General features: G+C 60.9%; 21 protein-coding genes. 10 read left to right on the forward strand and 11 right to left on the reverse strand.

The window, feature by feature from the left end:
• The first annotated feature begins 12 nt into the window (after positions 1 to 12).
• From QK296_RS00125 to QK296_RS00145, 5 genes are read left to right on the forward strand one after another with little or no spacing between them, the layout of a single operon-like run.
• A complete protein-coding gene (locus QK296_RS00125; RefSeq protein WP_003195093.1) occupies positions 13 to 447 on the forward strand; it encodes a DUF4426 domain-containing protein in 435 nt (144 codons plus the stop codon).
• The gene (gene rdgB / locus QK296_RS00130) at positions 444 to 1,040 is read left to right on the forward strand and encodes an RdgB/HAM1 family non-canonical purine NTP pyrophosphatase (protein WP_282390460.1); all 597 of its coding nucleotides are present in this window, start codon (positions 444 to 446) and stop codon (positions 1,038 to 1,040) included. The genes QK296_RS00125 and rdgB overlap by 4 nt, the downstream gene beginning before the upstream one ends.
• Positions 1,037 to 2,239 (forward strand): radical SAM family heme chaperone HemW, encoded by a 1,203-nt coding sequence (hemW, locus tag QK296_RS00135; RefSeq protein WP_003195097.1) that lies wholly within the window; start codon positions 1,037 to 1,039, stop codon positions 2,237 to 2,239. Before rdgB ends, hemW begins: the two co-directional genes overlap by 4 nt.
• 19 nt (positions 2,240 to 2,258) lie before the next feature.
• Positions 2,259 to 2,582: a DUF3392 domain-containing protein gene (locus QK296_RS00140; RefSeq protein ID WP_034133991.1), complete on the forward strand. Its 324-nt coding sequence runs from the start codon at positions 2,259 to 2,261 to the stop codon at positions 2,580 to 2,582.
• A gap of 29 nt (positions 2,583 to 2,611) precedes the next feature.
• Entirely contained in the window at positions 2,612 to 3,160 is a 549-nt protein-coding gene (locus tag QK296_RS00145) for an RNA 2'-phosphotransferase (protein WP_057710244.1), read from the forward strand.
• Here the strand turns inward: QK296_RS00145 and QK296_RS00150 are convergent.
• From QK296_RS00150 to QK296_RS00170, 5 genes are all read right to left on the reverse strand, one after another.
• On the reverse strand, positions 3,153 to 3,965 hold the full coding sequence (locus tag QK296_RS00150; protein ID WP_282390461.1) for a hypothetical protein: 813 nt from the start codon (positions 3,963 to 3,965) through the stop codon (positions 3,153 to 3,155). The genes QK296_RS00145 and QK296_RS00150 overlap by 8 nt on opposite strands.
• A gap of 79 nt (positions 3,966 to 4,044) precedes the next feature.
• Entirely contained in the window at positions 4,045 to 4,770 is a 726-nt protein-coding gene (gene trmB / locus QK296_RS00155) for a tRNA (guanosine(46)-N7)-methyltransferase TrmB (RefSeq protein ID WP_003195101.1), read from the reverse strand.
• Between the two features lie 9 nt (positions 4,771 to 4,779).
• Positions 4,780 to 5,574, reverse strand: a complete 795-nt coding sequence (locus tag QK296_RS00160; protein ID WP_003195103.1) for a thiazole synthase — start codon at positions 5,572 to 5,574, stop codon at positions 4,780 to 4,782.
• A gap of 54 nt (positions 5,575 to 5,628) precedes the next feature.
• Positions 5,629 to 5,829 carry a sulfur carrier protein ThiS gene (gene thiS / locus QK296_RS00165; protein WP_032901150.1) on the reverse strand — a complete coding sequence of 67 codons (201 nt, stop codon included), beginning with the start codon at positions 5,827 to 5,829 and terminating at the stop codon, positions 5,629 to 5,631.
• A gap of 79 nt (positions 5,830 to 5,908) precedes the next feature.
• Entirely contained in the window at positions 5,909 to 6,283 is a 375-nt protein-coding gene (locus tag QK296_RS00170; RefSeq protein ID WP_003195108.1) for a DUF423 domain-containing protein, read from the reverse strand.
• 74 nt (positions 6,284 to 6,357) lie between these two features.
• Between QK296_RS00170 and mtgA the strand changes: the two genes are divergently transcribed.
• The gene (gene mtgA / locus QK296_RS00175; protein WP_003195110.1) at positions 6,358 to 7,080 is read left to right on the forward strand and encodes a monofunctional biosynthetic peptidoglycan transglycosylase; all 723 of its coding nucleotides are present in this window, start codon (positions 6,358 to 6,360) and stop codon (positions 7,078 to 7,080) included.
• A gap of 189 nt (positions 7,081 to 7,269) precedes the next feature.
• Here mtgA and rpoH read toward each other — a convergent pair whose 3' ends face one another.
• The 4 genes from rpoH to ftsY all read right to left on the reverse strand — a co-directional run bounded on the left by rpoH (position 7,270) and on the right by ftsY (position 11,336).
• Complete coding sequence (gene rpoH / locus QK296_RS00180; protein WP_003176698.1) at positions 7,270 to 8,124, reverse strand: RNA polymerase sigma factor RpoH; 855 nt, start codon at positions 8,122 to 8,124, stop codon at positions 7,270 to 7,272.
• A gap of 130 nt (positions 8,125 to 8,254) precedes the next feature.
• Complete coding sequence (gene ftsX, locus QK296_RS00185; RefSeq protein WP_003195111.1) at positions 8,255 to 9,277, reverse strand: permease-like cell division protein FtsX; 1,023 nt, start codon at positions 9,275 to 9,277, stop codon at positions 8,255 to 8,257.
• The gene (ftsE, locus tag QK296_RS00190) at positions 9,274 to 9,945 is read right to left on the reverse strand and encodes a cell division ATP-binding protein FtsE (protein WP_003195112.1); all 672 of its coding nucleotides are present in this window, start codon (positions 9,943 to 9,945) and stop codon (positions 9,274 to 9,276) included. The genes ftsX and ftsE overlap by 4 nt, the downstream gene beginning before the upstream one ends.
• Positions 9,942 to 11,336: a signal recognition particle-docking protein FtsY gene (gene ftsY, locus QK296_RS00195; RefSeq protein WP_282390462.1), complete on the reverse strand. Its 1,395-nt coding sequence runs from the start codon at positions 11,334 to 11,336 to the stop codon at positions 9,942 to 9,944. Before ftsY ends, ftsE begins: the two co-directional genes overlap by 4 nt.
• A 232-nt stretch (positions 11,337 to 11,568) precedes the next feature.
• Between ftsY and QK296_RS00200 the strand changes: the two genes are divergently transcribed.
• From QK296_RS00200 to QK296_RS00215, 4 genes are all read left to right on the forward strand, one after another.
• A complete protein-coding gene (locus QK296_RS00200) occupies positions 11,569 to 12,924 on the forward strand; it encodes a pitrilysin family protein (RefSeq protein WP_003195117.1) in 1,356 nt (451 codons plus the stop codon).
• Positions 12,917 to 14,407: a pitrilysin family protein gene (locus tag QK296_RS00205; protein ID WP_032894697.1), complete on the forward strand. Its 1,491-nt coding sequence runs from the start codon at positions 12,917 to 12,919 to the stop codon at positions 14,405 to 14,407. The genes QK296_RS00200 and QK296_RS00205 overlap by 8 nt, the downstream gene beginning before the upstream one ends.
• Positions 14,407 to 15,012 carry a 16S rRNA (guanine(966)-N(2))-methyltransferase RsmD gene (gene rsmD, locus QK296_RS00210; RefSeq protein ID WP_003195120.1) on the forward strand — a complete coding sequence of 202 codons (606 nt, stop codon included), beginning with the start codon at positions 14,407 to 14,409 and terminating at the stop codon, positions 15,010 to 15,012. The genes QK296_RS00205 and rsmD overlap by 1 nt, the downstream gene beginning before the upstream one ends.
• Before the next feature lie 112 nt (positions 15,013 to 15,124).
• Positions 15,125 to 16,123, forward strand: coding sequence for a hydrolase (locus QK296_RS00215; protein WP_094773927.1), 999 nt, complete (start codon positions 15,125 to 15,127; stop codon positions 16,121 to 16,123).
• A 116-nt stretch (positions 16,124 to 16,239) separates the two neighbouring features.
• Here QK296_RS00215 and QK296_RS00220 read toward each other — a convergent pair whose 3' ends face one another.
• Both QK296_RS00220 and QK296_RS00225 read right to left on the reverse strand, forming a co-directional pair.
• Positions 16,240 to 17,094 carry a sulfurtransferase gene (locus tag QK296_RS00220; protein WP_057710239.1) on the reverse strand — a complete coding sequence of 285 codons (855 nt, stop codon included), beginning with the start codon at positions 17,092 to 17,094 and terminating at the stop codon, positions 16,240 to 16,242.
• Positions 17,095 to 17,127: 33 nt separating this feature from the next.
• Positions 17,128 to 17,799 carry a TetR/AcrR family transcriptional regulator gene (locus QK296_RS00225; protein WP_137204154.1) on the reverse strand — a complete coding sequence of 224 codons (672 nt, stop codon included), beginning with the start codon at positions 17,797 to 17,799 and terminating at the stop codon, positions 17,128 to 17,130.
• Positions 17,800 to 17,917 lie beyond the last annotated feature (118 nt).

Genomic DNA, 17,917 nt, shown 5'->3' on the forward strand with positions numbered 1-17,917 from the left:
AGAGGGACGTTCATGAGTCGTTTGGCTATTTTTCTATTGACCGCATGCCTGGGCGCCAGCGCCATGGCCGCCGACACTATCGACGCTAATCGCAAAAAAGACTTCGGCGATATCACCGTTCATTACAACACCTTCACTTCAAGCTTCCTGCCCGCTGAGACCGCCCAAAAAGTCGGTGTGGTGCGCAGCAAGGAGAAGGGTTTGATCAACGTGACCGTGATCAAGGGCGTAAGCCCGGTGGCCGCGCAAGTCACTGGCACGGTCAAGGATTTGGGCGGCAAGAGCGAGATCCTGACGTTCAAGCAGATCGAAGAGAAAAGCGGCATCAGCTACCTCGCGCCCTACTCGGTGACCCAGCGGGAATACAAGACGTTTACCATCAACGTTGAAACCGGCGGCAAGGCCCACGGCTTCCAATTCAACCAAGAACTGTTCCCGGCCGAATGATGAACCTTACCCAACTCGTACTCGCCAGCCACAACGCCGGCAAACTCAAAGAACTGCAAGCCATGCTAGGTGAGTCTGTGCACCTGCGTTCGATTGGCGAGTTCAGCCAGGTCGAGCCGGAAGAGACCGGCCTGTCGTTCGTCGAGAATGCCATCCTCAAGGCCCGCAATGCCGCACGTATCTCTGGCCTGCCAGCCCTGGCGGATGATTCGGGCCTGGCCGTGGACTTCCTCGGCGGCGCCCCTGGTATCTACTCCGCCCGTTACGCCGACGGCAAGGGCGACGCAGCCAACAACGCCAAGCTGCTCGACGCCCTCAAGGACGTGCCGGAGGCCGAGCGCGGCGCGCAGTTCGTCTGCGTGCTGGCGTTGGTGCGGCACGCCGATGACCCGTTGCCGATCCTGTGTGAAGGCCTGTGGCACGGCCGCATCCTGCAGGCGGCCAGCGGTGAGCATGGCTTTGGCTATGACCCGCTGTTCTGGGCGCCGGAGCGTAATGTCTCCAGCGCCGAACTGAGCCCGGCCGACAAAAACCAAATCAGCCACCGCGCCCGCGCCATGGCGTTGCTGCGCCAGCGCCTAGGTTTGAAATGACCCAGAACACCTCTGCGCAGCCGCTGATCCACGGCGGCGCGCAAACACCCCGGGCGGCGCTGCCCCACCTGCCGCCCCTGGCGCTGTACATCCATATTCCGTGGTGCGTGCGCAAATGCCCGTATTGCGACTTCAACTCCCACACCGCCAGTAAGGTGCTGCCGGAAGAAGAGTATGTGGACGCCTTGCTGGCGGACCTGGACCAAGACCTGCACGCCGTTTATGGCCGTGAACTGAGTTCGATTTTCTTCGGCGGCGGCACGCCCAGCCTGTTCAGCGCTGCTGCACTGGGCCGCCTGCTCAAAGGCGTTGAAGCGCGCATCCCGTTTGCCGACGATATCGAGATCACCCTGGAAGCCAACCCCGGGACGTTCGAACAAGAGAAGTTCGTGGCGTACCGCAAGCTGGGGATCAATCGCCTGTCCATCGGCATCCAGAGCTTCCAGCAAGAGAAGCTTGAAGCCCTGGGCCGCATTCACAATGGTGACGAAGCCGCACGCGCCGCCGGTATGGCGCGCCAGGCCGGGTTCGATAACTTCAACCTGGACTTGATGCACGGTTTGCCCAACCAGTCCCTCGACGACGCCTTGGGCGACTTGCGCCAGGCTATTGCGCTCAAGCCGACGCACCTGTCCTGGTACCAACTGACCCTGGAACCCAACACCGTGTTCTGGAACCAGCCACCCGTGCTGCCGGAAGACGACACGCTGTGGGATATCCAGGAAGCCGGCCAGGCACTGCTCGCCGAACACGGTTACGCACAATATGAAGTCTCGGCCTACGCCCAACTGGGGCGGCCGGCGCGGCATAACCTCAATTACTGGAGCTTTGGCGACTTTATCGGCATCGGCGCCGGCGCCCACGGCAAGCTCAGCCACCCGGACGGACGCATCATCCGCACCTGGAAAACCCGTGCACCGAAGGACTACCTCAACCCGGCCAAAAGCTTCCAGGCCGGCGCGAAAGAACTGACCAACGATGAACTGCCGTTCGAGTTCCTGATGAACGCGCTGCGCCTCACCGACGGGGTTGATGCCAAGCTCTACGCCGAGCGCACCGGCCTTGATCTGGCGAGCCTCGACGAAGGCCGCCGCGACGCAGAACAAAGTGGATTAATGCAGGTCGAACCGTCACGCCTGGCGGCCACCGATCGCGGGCAACTCTTTCTCAATGACCTGTTGCAGAAGTTTTTGAGCTGATAGCTCTTAAGGAAATCGAATGGATCTGGTACTCGACCTGCTCGCCACCGTATCCCGCTGGAGCCGTAGCAACCTGTCGGAAATCTCGTTAGCCCTTGTGGGTTGTTTGCTGGTGCTGTTCGGCGCCGACATCAAGGGCTGGGTCGAAGCACGCCTGGGCAGCATCGCCGGCGCCTTGCGCGTGCCCTTGATGGCCCTGCTGTGCCTGATCGGCAGCGGCGCGGCGTTGATCTACGCCACGCCGTGGATTGTGCGGGGGTTGAGCCAGTTCAATAACTACAGCCTGGCGCCGGTGTTGGTCGTGGTGCTGGTGTTGATTGGCGTTGTGGCAGACCGCCGCTGATTTCATCCAGATGAAGGCAAGGACATCTCATGAGCAAAAAGCTTCTGGACGACACTAGCAAATTTCTCAGCTATGTACTGCGCCATGAGCCTCAGGCAATTGGCCTTTCATTGGATTCAGAAGGCTGGGCAGGCATTGCAGAGCTGATTGAGGCGGCCAGCCGCGACGGGCGCAGCCTTAGCCGAGAACTGCTGGAGCAGGTGGTGCACACAAACGAGAAGAAGCGCTTTTCGTTCTCCGAGGACGGTCAACACATCCGCGCCGTGCAGGGTCACTCCAACCAAGGCGTCCAGCTGCAACTCGATGAAAGACAACCACCAGCCGTCCTGTACCACGGCACCGCAACGCGCTTCATCGAGTCAATCAACCAAAAGGGGCTGATTCCCGGGTCACGACATCATGTGCATCTCAGTGAACAGCTTGAGACGGCCAGGGAAGTTGGGCAGCGCTATGGGAAAGTGGTTATTCTGAAGATCAACACTTCGAAGATGCTGGCCCAGGGTTTCAAGTTTTATCAGGCGCAGAATGGGGTTTGGCTGACGGAGCAGGTTCCTGCCCAGTTCCTCGAAGCTATTTAGAGACCTGACTGCCAAATGCTTTTTCGTAATACTCTTTAAGTGTCATCGGGTCTTTGCAACCCAGCGCCAGCGCCTGATTCAGGTAGGTCAAATTCACGCTGTCGGGCTCACCTTTGTCGTTCATACGAGTCGCCGCCAAGATGTAGTAGGCATCCGCCCGGTACTGATCATAGGTCAGCATCCGCGCGCTGGCGCGTGCTTGCATGTTGCCCAAGGTTCTTTCTTCCTTGATCTCAGCTAGCCGATCACCTTCGAAACAAAGCGAGCGATTGGTGTACAGCGGATAATAGTCATGGTTGGGGTCAACGTTCAGAAGCATCTGCTTGAGCGCTTCCAGGTACTTTACGTGCCCAGGATCAAGCAGATTTAGACGCATGTACGCCATATCACATTGATAGTAATACCCCACGCCGGCGGCTAACAAACCTTGATCCATTGCCTTGTGCATCGGCTCACACACCTGTTTGCGTTCTTCCTTGGACATGCCGAACCGGCTTTGGATATTGGCCAGCATATAGGTCGCAACAACATGCCCGCCCTCCGAGGCCATTTTCAGATCATCTTGGAACGCAGTCATGACACCCTGAACCTCTTTGAGTTCTTCGGGCAACGTGGCTTTATCCAGCTTGCCACTGGTCTCCAGCTTGACGCTCTCATCGAACATCAGCTTGAGTTGCTCCGCCTTCTTCTGAGCACGCTCAAAGTAGTCGTCACTGGAAGTCACTGGCAAAGAGGATGTGCTGGCCGCGAAGGCTGTCGCAGACAAAAGGCTGAGCAACAGTAGACTGGAAAGGAGGGTTTTCAAGCGCTTGTATTCCTTTACAAGTAAAAAGCGAAGCGGCAGTGGAACGCAGCGACTCCACCGCCGTGATTAGCAACGCGAGTTAAGCCAGCTTCTCGAACTTCAAATCCCACACCCCATGCCCCAACCGCTCGCCACGGCGTTCGAACTTGGTGATCGGCCGCTCGGCCGGGCGTGGCACGCATTTGCCGTCTTCGGCCAGGTTGCGGTAGCCAGGGGCGACGTTCATCACTTCCAGCATGTATTCCGCGTACGGTTCCCAGTCGGTGGCCATGTGCAGGATGCCGCCCACTTTCAGCTTGCTGCGTACCAGCTCCGCGAAGGAGGCCTGGACGATGCGGCGCTTGTGGTGACGGGCCTTGTGCCATGGGTCGGGGAAGAACAGCATCAGGCGGTCGAGGCTGTTGTCAGCGATGCAGCGGTTGAGCACTTCAATCGCGTCGCAGTCGTAGACCCGCAGGTTTTTCAGGCCTTGGGTCAGCACACCGTTGAGCAGTGCGCCGACGCCTGGGCGGTGGACTTCCACACCGATGAAATCCTGCTCCGGCGCGGCTGCGGCCATTTCCAGCAGGGAATGGCCCATGCCGAAACCGATTTCCAGGGAGCGTGGGGCCGAACGGCCAAACACTTGGTCGTAGTCCACCGGCGCGTCGGCCAGAGGCAACACGAACAGCGGCGTGCCCTGCTCCAGGCCCTTTTGCTGGCCTTCGGTCATGCGGCCGGCGCGCATCACAAAACTCTTGATGCGGCGGTGCTTGGACTCGTCGCCCTCTTCCACGGTGTTCGGCGTTTCGTTTGATTCAGTCATCAATAGCTCTTACTTGATCAGACCATCCAGCGGCGAAGAGGCGCTGGCATAGAGTTTTTTCGGCATGCGCCCGGCGAGGTAGGCCAGGCGGCCCGCGACGATGGCGTGGTTCATGGCTTGGGCCATCATGATTGGTTGCTGGGCATGGGCAATGGCCGAGTTCATCAGCACCGCGTCGCAGCCCAGTTCCATGGCGATGGTTGCGTCGGAGGCAGTGCCCACGCCCGCATCCACCAGCACCGGGATCTTGGCTTCTTCAAGGATGATCTGCAGGTTGTACGGGTTGCAGATGCCCAGGCCGGAACCGATCAGACCGGCCAGCGGCATCACGGCGATGCAGCCGATTTCTGCCAGTTGGCGCGCGATGATCGGGTCATCGCTGGTGTAGACCATCACGTCGAAACCTTCCTTGACCAGGGTTTCGGCGGCCTTGAGGGTTTCGATCACATTGGGGAACAGGGTTTTCTGGTCGGCCAGCACTTCCAGCTTCACCAGGTTGTGGCCGTCGAGCAGCTCACGGGCCAGGCGGCAGGTGCGCACGGCTTCGATGGCGTCGTAGCAGCCAGCGGTGTTTGGCAGAAAGGTGTAGCGCTGCGGCGAGAGCACTTCGAGCAGGTTCGGCTCGCCCTCGATCTGGCCGAGGTTGGTGCGGCGCACGGCGAAGGTGACGATCTCGGCACCCGAGGCTTCGATGGCCAGGCGGGTTTCTTCCATGTCGCGGTACTTGCCGGTGCCGACCAGCAGACGGGACTGGTAGGTACGACCGGCCAGGACGAAAGGCTTGTCGCTACGAACGATGCTCATGGGAAATCCTCTGGTTGGATGAGGTTCTGCAGAATGCGTTGCGGCCGTGGCAGGCTAGCCGCCGCCGATGGCGTGGACCACTTCGACCTGGTCACCTTCGGTGAGCGCAGTCTCGGCGTGCTGGCTACGCGGGACGATATCCAGGTTGAGCTCCACTGCGACGCGACGCCCGGTCAGGTCCAGACGGGTCAGCAGGGCCGCAACGGTTTCGCCATCGGGAAGTTCAAAGGGTTCGCCGTTCAACTGAATGCGCATGCCACGGGCCGCCATCGTTTTTAGGGGCCAGCATTCTAGCGCGATTGGAACCTGAAGGTCAGCTCCAAGCGTCAAGCGGTCAAAGCTGCAAGCGCCACGCCGCCAGGCCCAGGAAGAACCAGCCAAGCAGGAACGCCAGCCCGCCAAACGGCGTGATGATTCCCAGTTTACTGATGCCGGTCATCGTCAGCACATACAGGCTGCCCGAGAACAGCAGGATGCCGACGGTGAACGAAATTCCCGCCCAGGTGACCAGCCGGCCCGGAATATGCGCCACCAGCAAGGCCACGCCGAACAATGCCAGGGCATGCACCAACTGGTAGGTCACGCCGGTATGGAAGATCGCCAGGTAGTCGGCGCTCAGGCGGTTTTTCAGGCCGTGGGCGGCGAACGCGCCCAGCGCAACGCCAGTAAAGCCGAAAAAGGCAGCCAGCATCAGAAAGCTACGCAGCATGGGGAACTCCAGTCAGACTCATCGGGCAGGGTCTGTATAATGGCCCGCTCAACGGGTTCGGCCAAGCCATCTCTATGCTGCGTGTCCTCTTCAAACGCTTTCTCAACGTCGTGAAATGGTTTGCCATCGGCAGTGTGTTGCTGGTGCTGCTGTTTCGTGTGGTGCCGCCGCCGTTCACTGCGCTGATGGTGGAGCGCAAGGTTGAGTCCTGGATAGATGGCGAACCCATTGACCTGCAACGCAGCTGGGTGCCGTGGGATGAAATCTCCGATGACCTGAAAGTGGCGGTGATGGCCGGTGAAGACCAACGCTTCCCACAACACTGGGGTTTTGATTTCGGCGCGATCCAGGCCGCGATCCTGCACAACGAACGTGGCGGCTCGATTCGCGGCGCCAGCACCCTGAGCCAGCAGGTGTCGAAAAACCTGTTCCTGTGGGCCGGGCGCAGCTATTTGCGCAAAGGCCTGGAGGCGTGGTTTACCGGCTTGATCGAAGTGTTGTGGCCCAAGCAGCGGATTCTTGAGGTGTACCTCAACAGCGTGGAATGGGATGAAGGTGTGTTTGGCGCAGAGGCCGCGGCGCGGCACCATTTTGGCGTGAATGCCAAAGCGCTTTCGCGGCAGCAGGCCAGCTACCTGGCGGCGGTGCTGCCTAATCCGCGGGTGTGGAGTGCCAGCCATCCGACGGCCTATGTGGCACGCAGAGCGGCATGGATTCGTCAGCAGATGAGCCAGTTGGGTGGGGATGGTTACCTAATGGAGCTGAACACTACCCGCAAAGCCCCCTGGTCCGACTGACACAATACGGGACCTGTGGGAGCTGGCTTGCCTGCGATAGCGGTGGGTCAGTAACCCATGTTTTAACTGACACGGCCTCATCGCAGGCAAGCCAGCTCCCACATTAAACCGAGTTGGGCTTGAGACTTTTCGAACACATACAAAAATGCCCCGATCTTTCGACCGGGGCATTTTTTTGTTCGCTGCGTTTTAGGCGGCGATCGACAACTTCAGCTTGTTCATCGCGCTTTTCTCAAGCTGACGAATCCGCTCGGCCGACACGTTGTACTTCTGCGCCAGGTCGTGCAGCGTGGCTTTTTCTTCTGCCAGCCAGCGCTGGTAGAGGATGTCACGGCTGCGGTCGTCCAGCACTTCCAGCGCTTCGTGCAGGTTGTGGTTGGAGTTGTCGCTCCAGTCGGCGTCTTCCAGTTGACGCGCCGGGTCGTACCGGTGGTCTTCCAGGTAGTTGGCCGGCGATTGGAAAGCGCTGTCGTCATCCGCTTCGGCGGCTGGGTCGAAGGCCATGTCATGGCCGGTCAGGCGGCTTTCCATCTCGCGCACTTCACGCGGCTCCACGCCGAGGCTTTCGGCCACGCGGTGGACTTCTTCGTTGTTCAGCCACGCCAGGCGTTTTTTCTGGCTGCGCAGGTTGAAGAACAGCTTGCGCTGGGCCTTGGTGGTGGCCACTTTCACGATGCGCCAGTTGCGCAGGATGAACTCGTGGATTTCCGCCTTGATCCAGTGCACGGCAAACGACACCAGGCGCACACCCATTTCAGGGTTGAAACGCTTCACAGCCTTCATCAGGCCGACGTTGCCTTCCTGAATCAGGTCGGCCTGGGCCAGACCGTAGCCGCTATAGCTACGGGCGATATGTACGACAAAACGCAGGTGGGCGAGCACCATCTGCCGAGCCGCCCCCAAATCCTGCTCATAGTAGAGACTCTCGGCCAGTTCACGCTCCTGCTCGGGCGTCAGCAATGGAATGCTGTTGACCGTGTGCACATAAGCCTCCAGGTTCGCACCTGGGACCAAGGCATAAGCAGGTTGCAAAGAAGTGGTCATACGAAAAAACCTCCGACTCACATAACTCGTGCAGTTCAGCACTGCGAAAATTGACCTGGGAACCGTAGGACAAGTTCCCTAAACCGCTGATACGGTCAATACAAACGAAACCACATTAATCTGGCATTAACTACTTCGGCGCCAGCTCACGTAAATGCCGTGCCACCGCAATCCACGCACCGATATACCCCAACAAGACCGCGCCAAGCAAGAGACTCAGACCATCGGCTACCGGCACACCGGCCAACGCGAAATCACTGCCGTAGAGCCCGGCCAAGCCGACAACCGCGTCGTTCAACCAATCCAGGCCAAACGCCAGTACGCCCCAGGACAAGATCCCCGCACCCAGGCCATACAACGCGCCCATGTAGAGGAAAGGCCGACGCACATAGCTGTCTGTGCCGCCCACCAGTTTAATCACTTCTATCTCGGTGCGACGGTTTTCAATATGAAGACGAATGGTATTACCTATCACCAAAAGTAATGCAGACACTAATAACACCGTCAGGCCGAACACAAAGCGGTCACCCAGCTTGAGGATCGCGGCCAGGCGCTCTACCCAGACTAGATCAAGTTGCGCCTGTTGCACCTTCGGCATCTCTGCGAGTTTTTGTCGCAGGGCTTCCAGCGCCGGCTTGTCGACCTCGTTCGGCGTTACCAGCACCACGCCCGGCAGCGGGTTCTGCGGCAGCTCCTTGAGCGCCTCGCCCAGGCCCGATTGCTGCTGGAACTCTTCAAGGGCCTGGTCGCGGCTGATGTACTCAGCCTCGGCAACCCCCGGGATGTTCTTGATGTCATCGCGCAGCGCTTCGCCTTCCTTGCTGCTGGTGTCCAGGTTCAGGTACAGCGAAATCTGCGCCGCCCGCTGCCAGGAGCCGCCCAGGCGCTCCACATTATTAAGCAACAGCGACAAGCCCATCGGCAGGCTCAAGGCCACGGCCATGACCAGGCAGGTGAAAAAGCTGCCGATCGGCTGCTTGCCCAGGCGACGCAGGCTGTCCAGCAGGCTGGCGCGGTGGCTTTCGATCCAGGCGTGCACCAGGGTGCCGAAGTCCGGGCCGTCGTCTTCGTCGTGTTTTTTCTTTTTCGGTTGCGGGTCGGCCGGCTTCGGAGCCACCCGTTCGGATACTTTAGGGCTGCGTGTAGCACTCATACGCCAGCCTCCCCATCGCCGATCAGGCGGCCGCGTTGCAGGGTGAGCATGCGATGGCGCATGCGGGCAATCAGGGCCAGGTCGTGGCTGGCGATCAAGACGCTGGTGCCCAGGCGGTTGATGTCTTCGAACACCCCCATAATCTCGGCCGCCAGGCGCGGGTCGAGGTTACCGGTGGGCTCGTCCGCCAGCAGCAAAGCCGGGCGATGGACGATGGCGCGGGCGATACCGACACGCTGTTGCTGGCCGGTGGACAGGTCGCCGGGGAAGAGGTCGGTCTTGTCCGACAAGGCCACGCGTTCCAGGGCCGAGTCCACGCGTTTGACGATCTCGGCCTTGGACAGCCCGAGGATCTGCAACGGCAGGGCCACGTTGTTGAACACCGTGCGGTCGAACAGCAACTGGTGGTTCTGGAACACCACGCCGATCTGGCGGCGCAGGAATGGAATTTGCGCATTGCTGATAGTGGCCAGGTCCTGGCCCGCCAGCAGCAACTTGCCGGTAGTCGGGCGTTCCATGGCCAGCAGCAGGCGCAACAGCGTACTTTTGCCTGCGCCCGAATGGCCGGTGACAAACAAGAATTCGCCGCGACGCACTCGAAAGCTCAGCTCATGCAAGCCCACATGCCCGTTGGCATAGCGTTTACCGACCTGTTCGAATCGAATCATGAACGCTCCCGCTCGGCAAACAGTGCCTGTACAAAGGGTTCGGCTTCAAAGGTGCGCAGGTCGTCGATGCCTTCACCGACGCCGATATAACGAATCGGCAACCCGAACTGTTTGGCCAGGGCGAAAATCACACCGCCCTTGGCCGTGCCGTCGAGCTTAGTCAATGCCAAGCCGGTCAGCTGCACCGTCTGGTTGAATTGCTTGGCCTGGCTGATGGCGTTCTGGCCGGTACCGGCGTCGAGCACCAGCAGGACTTCATGGGGTGCATCGGCGTCGAGCTTGCCGATCACGCGGCGCACTTTCTTCAGCTCTTCCATCAAATTGTCTTTGGTGTGCAGGCGGCCGGCTGTATCAGCGATCAGCACATCGATGTTGCGCGCCTTGGCGGCTTGCACAGCATCGAAGATCACCGAAGCAGAGTCGGCACCGGTGTGCTGGGCGATCACCGGGATCTTGTTGCGCTCACCCCACACCTGCAACTGCTCGACGGCCGCGGCACGGAAGGTGTCACCGGCGGCGAGCATGACTTTCTTGCCTTCACCCTGCAGCTTCTTGGCCAGCTTGCCGATGGTGGTGGTCTTGCCAGCGCCGTTTACGCCTACCACGAGGATGACGAAAGGCTTTTTCGGCGTGATCACCAGCGGCGCCTCAACCGGCTTGAGCATGGCGGCCAGCTCAGCCTGCAGGGATTTGTACAGCGCATCGGCGTCGGTCAACTGCTTGCGCGCGACCTTCTGCGTCAGGCTCTGGATAATCACGGCGGTGGCTTCGACGCCCACGTCGGCGGTTAGCAGGCGGGTCTCGATGTCTTCCAGCAACTCGTCATCAATGACTTTCTTGCCCAGAAACAGGCTGGCCATGCCTTCGCCAATACTGGCGCTGGTCTTGCTCAGGCCCTGCTTGAGGCGGGCAAAGAATCCGGTTTTGCTGGTTTCGGTTACGGCAGCGGCGGGTTCTGGCTCGATAACGGCAGGTGCAGCGACAACCGGTGCAGGCACTTCGACGACGGGCGGTACTTCAGCCACAACCTCTACCGGCGCCGGCTCAGCCACTGCCGGAATCGGCGGCACGACGTGCTCGGCCTGAACATCCTCCACCAACGCCACGGGCTCTTCGGCCACGGGCAGCTCCAACCAGGGCTTGTGCTCGGGCTCAGGTTCCGGCGCGGCCTCGGCGACCGGCTGCAACACCGGCTCAGCCATCGGCAACACCACCGGAACTGGCGTTTCGGCAACCGGTTCGGCTTCTATTACGGGTTCGGGGGTCGGTTCAGCGTGAACCTGTGGCTGTTCGACGACGGTTTCCTGCGGCTTTTTGCGCAGCCATCCGAACAGGCCTTTCTTCTCGCCAGCCGCAGCTGGGGTCTTCTTGTCGTCGTTGGAACCAAACATGGAGACGGCTATCTCAAGGTAGCGACGCGCCACAGGGCGCGCCGGTAAATAAAATTCGATGCGTAACAGACTGTTTTTTAGCCAGCTCGTTCATGCGCAACATTTTGTAAGGCCTAAATAGGGCCTTCACAAGACAGCCGCAGTGGCCGTCCTTAAGTCGGACCAGTATCCTAGCACCTCCTCGCCCGCCGACGCTAAGACCAAGCGGGCAGCCCAACAGGTTTAAAAACGAATGAATGCTCTAGCCCGCCGCGCCGCAGGCCTGCTGTTCAGCACAGTTTGTCTGCCTCTCTCAGCTTTGGCTGCCGATCCACAACCCACCCATGAATTCACCCTCGATAACGGCCTCAAGGTGGTCGTGCGCGAAGATCATCGTGCGCCGGTGGTGGTTTCCCAGGTCTGGTACAAGGTTGGCTCAAGCTACGAAACCCCGGGCCAGACCGGTTTGTCCCACGCCCTGGAACACATGATGTTCAAAGGCAGCGCCAAGGTTGGCCCCGGCGAAGCCTCGCTGATCCTGCGCGACCTGGGCGCCGAAGAAAATGCGTTCACCAGCGACGACTACACCGCGTACTACCAGGTATTGGCCCGTGACCGCCTGGGCGTGGCCTTTGAGCTGGAAGCCGACCGCATGGCCAGCCTGCGCCTGCCGGCCGACGAGTTCAGCCGTGAAATCGAGGTAATCAAGGAAGAACGCCGCCTGCGCACCGACGATAACCCCATGTCCAAGGCGTTCGAGCGCTTCAAGGCCATGGCGTTCCCGGCCAGTGGCTACCACACGCCGACCATTGGCTGGATGGCCGACCTGGACCGCATGAAGGTCGAGGAACTGCGCCACTGGTACCAATCCTGGTACGTGCCGAACAACGCCACCCTGGTGGTGGTCGGCGACGTGACCCCGGACGAGGTGAAAAACCTCGCCCAACGTTACTTCGGGCCGATCCCCAAGCGTGACGTGCCGCCGGCAAAAATCCCGATGGAATTGGCCGAGCCCGGCGAGCGCCTGCTGACCCTGCACGTGCAGACCCAACTGCCGAGCGTGTTCCTGGGCTTCAACGTGCCCGGCCTGGCCACCGCCGAAGACAAACGCTCGGTACAGGCCCTGCGCCTGATCTCGGCCCTGCTGGACGGCGGCTACAGTGCACGGATTTCCGAGCAACTGGAACGCGGTGAGGAGCTGGTGTCCGCCGCTTCCACCAACTACGACGCCTACACCCGTGGCGACAGCCTGTTCACCCTCTCGGCCACGCCGAACCAGCAGAAGAAGAAAACCGTCGCCCAAGCCGAAGCCGGCCTGTGGCGCCTGCTCGATGAGTTGAAGGCCAAGCCGCCGACCGCCGAAGAACTGGAGCGCATCCGTGCCCAGGTGATTGCCGGCCTGGTGTACCAGCGTGATTCCATCACCAGCCAGGCCACGGCCATTGGCTCCCTGGAAACCGTCGGCCTGTCCTGGAAACTCATGGACACCGAGCTTGCCGACCTGCAAAGCGTGACCCCGGAAGACATCCAGAAGGCTGCACGCACCTATTTCACCCGCGAACGTCTGAGCGTCGCCCATGTTTTGCCTGAGGAGACCGCTCATGAGTGATCGCAAAAACAGCCGCCTGATCCTGCCCGGCCTGATCGCCGTCACCCTGATGGCGGCCAGCGCCGTTTACTTCTTGCGCCCCAGCGAGTCGGTCGCCAGCCAGGCCCTGGACAAGGCTCAAACGGCCAGCACCCTGCAATCCCTGGCGGAACTGGATGGCAAGGCACCGACCAACCGCAAGCTCGACGTACAAACCTGGACCACCGCCGAAGGCGCCAAGGTGCTGTTCGTCGAAGCCCATGAGTTGCCGATGTTCGACATGCGCCTGCTGTTCGCCGCCGGCAGCAGCCAGGATGGCGACGTGCCAGGCCTGGCGCTGATGACCAACGCCATGCTCAACGAAGGCGTGCCGGGCAAGGACGTCAGCCAGATCGCCAGTGGCTTCGAAGGCCTGGGGGCCGACTTTGGCAACGGCGCCTACCGCGACATGGCGCTGGTGACCCTGCGCAGCCTGAGCGACAGCGCCAAGCGCGACGCCGCCCTGTCACTGTTCAACCAGGTGATCGGCCAGCCGACTTTCCCGGCAGACTCACTGGCACGCATCAAGAACCAGATCCTGGCCGGTTTCGAGTACCAGAAGCAGAACCCCGGCAAACTGGCGAGCATCGAGCTGTTCAAGCGCCTGTACGGCGACCACCCTTACGCACACCCGAGCGAAGGCACCCCCGAGAGCGTGCCGAAGATTACCCTGGCGCAGTTGCAGGCGTTCCACGCCAAGGCCTATGCAGCGGGTAACGCGGTGATTGCAGTGGTGGGCGACCTGACCCGCGCCGAAGCTGAAGCCATGACGGCCAAGGTGTCCGCGTCGCTGCCCAAAGGCCCGGCTATGGCCAAGATCGCCCAGCCGACCGAGCCAAAAGCCGGCCTGAGCCGTATCGAGTTCCCGTCCAAGCAAACCCACCTGCTGTTTGCGCAGTTGGGCATCGACCGTGCCGACCCGGATTACGCAGCCTTGTCCCTGGGTAACCAGATCCTCGGCGGCGGTGGCTTCGGCACCCGCTTGATGAGCGAAGTGCGTGAAAAGCGCGGCCTGACCTACGGCGTGTATTCCGGTTTCTCACCAATGCAGGTGCGCGGCCCGTTCATGATCAACCTGCAGACCCGCGCCGAAATGAGCGGTGGCACCTTGCGCCTGGTGGAGGACGTACTGGCTGACTACCTCAAGACCGGCCCGACGCAAAAGGAACTGGATGACGCCAAGCGCGAGCTGGCCGGCAGCTTCCCGCTGTCCACCGCCAGCAACGCCGATATCGTCGGGCAGTTGGGCGCCATGGGTTTCTACAACCTGCCGCTGAGCTATCTGGAAGATTTCATGAAACAATCCCAGGCCCTGACCGTCGATCAGGTCAAGGCTGCAATGAATAAACACTTGAGCGCCGACAAGATGGTCATCGTGACCGCCGGCCCGACGATTGCGCAAAAGCCACTACCGCCCCCCACTGATAAACCTGCCGAGCAGCCGCTCGGGGTTCCGGAGCATTAATGGCCAGTTCATCTCGCCCGAAAAAACCTGTCCACAACGTGCATAACGGTGTGGGCCAACTGCGCATCATTGGCGGTGAATGGGGCAGCCGCAAGCTGAGCTTCCCCGACGTCGTGGGCCTGCGCCCGACGCCCGACCGCGTGCGTGAAACCCTGTTCAACTGGCTCGCACCGTACATTGGCGGGGCCAAGGTGCTGGACCCGTTCGCTGGCAGCGGCGCGCTGTTCCTGGAGGCGCTGTCCCGTGGCGCGGCCCAGGGCCAGGCGCTGGACGCCAGCAACGTGGCGGTGTCCAGCCTCAAGGAGCACCTGGGCACGCTGCGTTGCACCACCGGCCAGGTGCAGACGGCGGACGCGCTGCGCTACCTGGAAACCCAGGCGGCGACTGAATACGACGTAGTGTTCCTCGACCCACCGTTCAACCAGAACCTGCTGCCAGCTGTCTGCACCCTGCTGGAAGAACGCCAGTGGCTGGCACCGGATGCCTGGATCTACACTGAGAGCGAGACCGCGCCCTCCACGCTGGGCCTGCCAAGTGGCTGGCGCCTGCACCGGGAGCAGAAGTCCGGGCGGGTGTATTACGCGTTGTGGCATCGCGCCCTGTAGGAGCGAGCTTGCTCGCGAAGGTCAAACAGGCGACACGGGCTGTCTGACAGCGCCGCGTTATCGTTAACGTTTTCCGCGAGCAAGCTCGCTCCTACACGGCAGCGGGTAATTCATGATTCCATCTACAGACCGCTTCAAACCCGCCTTCGGCCTCGGCAACCCCCACTTGCAGACACTGTGGGGGCCGCTGTGGCGGCCGACCACCCACATCGAACGCCAACGCGAGCGCCTGTGGCTGGAGGATGGCGACTTCCTTGATCTTGACTGGCACGGGCCGCATGACGTGCAAGCACCCTTGGTGCTGGTGCTGCATGGGCTGACCGGCTCGTCCAATTCGCCCTATGTGGCCGGCCTGCAAAAAGTCCTCGCCGCCCAAGGCTGGGCCAGCGTTGCGTTGAACTGGCGCGGCTGCTCGGGCGAGCCCAACCTGCTGGCTCGCAGTTATCACTCCGGCGCCAGCGAAGACCTGGCGGCAGCGATTGCTCATCTGCGCGCCAAGCGGCCGTTGGCGCCCGTGTATGCGGTGGGTTATTCCCTGGGCGGCAATGTGTTGCTCAAGCATTTGGGCGAAACCGGCAAGGCCTCGGGCTTGCAGGGCGCGGCGGCGGTGTCGGTGCCGTTTCGCCTGGATCAATGCGCCGATCGCATCGGCCTGGGGTTCTCGCGGGTGTATCAGAAGCACTTCATGCGCGAGATGCTGGCGTATATCCGCGTCAAGCAACGCCAGTTCCTGCAGGACGGTCGTGAGGATGGGCTCAAAACCCTGGAGGCCCTTGGCTCCCTGGAAAAGATGCGCACGTTCTGGGACTTCGACGGGCGGGTAACCGCGCCGCTGCATGGTTTCATCAGTGCTGAAGACTATTATCGCCGCGCATCGAGCCGCTATTACCTGGGCGATATCCGTACGCCTACGTTGATTATCCAGGCGGCCGATGACCCGTTTGTATTTGCGCACAGCTTGCCTGACGCCAGTGAGCTGTCGGCCTGCACCGAGTTCGAGTTGCTGGCCAAGGGCGGGCATGTGGGGTTTGTGGAGGGTTCGCTGAAGCGCCCTGGTTACTATCTGGAGCGCCGGATCCCGCAGTGGCTTCAGGCCCAATACGGTCAATAGTGTGGGAGCTGGCTTGCCTGCGATAGCGGTGGGCCAGCCAACGTTGAGGTGGCTGACACTCCGCTATCGCAGGCAAGCCAGCTCCCACATTTTAAGCAAGTGTTCACACCGATCGTTCAGTCGCCCGTTGCTATTTCCCGAGCAGGATCAGTAATCCACTCACTCCACGACCCCGCATACAACTTACCCAACGGATACCCCGCCAGGCTCAACGCAAACAGGTTATGGCACGCCGTCACCCCAGAGCCGCAATACGCCACCAATTCCTGCGCCGGGCGCCCTTGCAACTGCGCGGCAAAGCGCTGCTTGAGCTGCTCGGCTGGCAGGAAGCGACCATCGCTGCCCAGGTTTTCACTGAACGCAGCGCACTGCGCGCCAGGGATATGCCCGGCAATCGGATCGATGGGCTCTACTTCGCCACGAAAGCGCGGCTGGGCGCGGGCGTCGATCAAGGTCAGGTCGGGTTGGCCCAGGCGTTTTTGCAAGTGTTCGGCATCCAGCAATAGCCGAGGATCCGGCATACCGGCGAAGGTACCCGGCTCAATCACAGGCGCGTCCAGGCTCAGGGGGAAACCGGCGGCATGCCAGGCCTTGAGGCCACCATCGAGAATAAACACGCCATCACGCTTGCCCAGCCAGGCCAGCAGCCACCAGGCACGGGCGGCGTAGGCACCGGGGCCGTCGTCATACAGCACCACATCGGTGTCGGCACTGATGCCCCACGCCCGCAGTTGCCTGGCGAACGTGTCCGCCGCCGGCAAAGGATGACGACCGGTCACGCCCTTGGTCACCGGGCCGCTCAGGTGGCGCTCAAGGTCAGCGTATTGCGCGCCCTCGATATGCCCTTCGGCGTAACTGCACAAGCCGTAGTCCGGGTCTTCCAGGGCAAAGCGGCAATCCAGGATCACCCACCCGCTCGACTGTTGGCGCTCGGCCAATTGCTGGGGGCTGATCAGTTGGGCAAGCGGCATGACTGACTCCTGTGAATACAAAGGGGAAAGGTCTTACTTCACTTCTTCCAGTGCCTGATTCAACGGCACGTAAAACTCTTTGAACAAGGCGTCCACCGCCTCTTTGGCCTGCGGCGTGACAAACCCCGCCTCCAGCACCAGCACCTGATACACCCCGCGCTTGATCGCCTCGGCGCTCAGGTGGGTGGATTTTTCATTGGTGGTGCACAAAAAGCGCACCCAGGAGGTGAGGATAATCCAGGCATTAAGGGTCAGGGCTTCGGTTTGCACCGGGTCCATATTGAGAATGCCGGCGTCTACAAAGCCTTGGTAGATGGCGCCGCCCTGGATCAGGCAACGCTGGGAAAAACGCCGGTAGCCGGTCGCCAGTTCCGGGTCGCTCTCCAACAGGTGTTCGAGGTCGCGGTGCAGGAAGCGATAACGCCACATGCCGGCCAATACGGCTTGCAGGTAAAAGCGCTTGTCCTCCACCACCATCGTGCGTCCCTGGGGCGGACGCAGGAAACTGTCTACCAGCGCTTCATATTCGCGGAACAGCACGGCAATGATCGCCTGCTTGTTAGGGAAGTGGTAGTACAGGTTGCCCGGGGAAATTTCCATGTGGGCGGCAATGTGGTTGGTACTGATACTGCGCTCGCCCTGCTGGTTAAAAAGCTCCAGGCTGGTTTGCACAATGCGCTCGCTGGTCTTTACTCGTGGTGCCATAGGGGATCAGCTTCTATACACGGGATGGGGCATCTTACGGCCTAACCCGGCCAGGATAAATCTGGATGTTACTGCAATGTTGTTTGACAATTTAGAGCAATGACTCTAAAAATCCAGG

Origin of the sequence: Pseudomonas sp. AL10 (genome assembly GCF_029960685.1) — a bacterium.
GTDB lineage: Bacteria > Pseudomonadota > Gammaproteobacteria > Pseudomonadales > Pseudomonadaceae > Aquipseudomonas > Aquipseudomonas lactis.

Coding starts and splice junctions, on each gene's coding strand:
- ftsX (WP_003195111.1), bottom strand. CDS start 9,277: ATGAGTGCTACACGCAGCCCTAAAGTATCCGAACGGGTGGCTCCGAAG.
- QK296_RS00225 (WP_137204154.1), bottom strand. CDS start 17,799: ATGGCACCACGAGTAAAGACCAGCGAGCGCATTGTGCAAACCAGCCTG.
- QK296_RS00140 (WP_034133991.1), top strand. CDS start 2,259: ATGGATCTGGTACTCGACCTGCTCGCCACCGTATCCCGCTGGAGCCGT.
- QK296_RS00200 (WP_003195117.1), top strand. CDS start 11,569: ATGAATGCTCTAGCCCGCCGCGCCGCAGGCCTGCTGTTCAGCACAGTT.
- rpoH (WP_003176698.1), bottom strand. CDS start 8,124: ATGACCACTTCTTTGCAACCTGCTTATGCCTTGGTCCCAGGTGCGAAC.
- thiS (WP_032901150.1), bottom strand. CDS start 5,829: ATGCGCATTCAGTTGAACGGCGAACCCTTTGAACTTCCCGATGGCGAA.
- rsmD (WP_003195120.1), top strand. CDS start 14,407: ATGGCCAGTTCATCTCGCCCGAAAAAACCTGTCCACAACGTGCATAAC.
- hemW (WP_003195097.1), top strand. CDS start 1,037: ATGACCCAGAACACCTCTGCGCAGCCGCTGATCCACGGCGGCGCGCAA.
- QK296_RS00160 (WP_003195103.1), bottom strand. CDS start 5,574: ATGAGCATCGTTCGTAGCGACAAGCCTTTCGTCCTGGCCGGTCGTACC.
- QK296_RS00215 (WP_094773927.1), top strand. CDS start 15,125: ATGATTCCATCTACAGACCGCTTCAAACCCGCCTTCGGCCTCGGCAAC.
- trmB (WP_003195101.1), bottom strand. CDS start 4,770: ATGACTGAATCAAACGAAACGCCGAACACCGTGGAAGAGGGCGACGAG.
- rdgB (WP_282390460.1), top strand. CDS start 444: ATGATGAACCTTACCCAACTCGTACTCGCCAGCCACAACGCCGGCAAA.
- QK296_RS00220 (WP_057710239.1), bottom strand. CDS start 17,094: ATGCCGCTTGCCCAACTGATCAGCCCCCAGCAATTGGCCGAGCGCCAA.
- QK296_RS00145 (WP_057710244.1), top strand. CDS start 2,612: ATGAGCAAAAAGCTTCTGGACGACACTAGCAAATTTCTCAGCTATGTA.
- ftsY (WP_282390462.1), bottom strand. CDS start 11,336: ATGTTTGGTTCCAACGACGACAAGAAGACCCCAGCTGCGGCTGGCGAG.
- QK296_RS00170 (WP_003195108.1), bottom strand. CDS start 6,283: ATGCTGCGTAGCTTTCTGATGCTGGCTGCCTTTTTCGGCTTTACTGGC.
- QK296_RS00205 (WP_032894697.1), top strand. CDS start 12,917: ATGAGTGATCGCAAAAACAGCCGCCTGATCCTGCCCGGCCTGATCGCC.
- QK296_RS00125 (WP_003195093.1), top strand. CDS start 13: ATGAGTCGTTTGGCTATTTTTCTATTGACCGCATGCCTGGGCGCCAGC.
- mtgA (WP_003195110.1), top strand. CDS start 6,358: ATGCTGCGTGTCCTCTTCAAACGCTTTCTCAACGTCGTGAAATGGTTT.
- ftsE (WP_003195112.1), bottom strand. CDS start 9,945: ATGATTCGATTCGAACAGGTCGGTAAACGCTATGCCAACGGGCATGTG.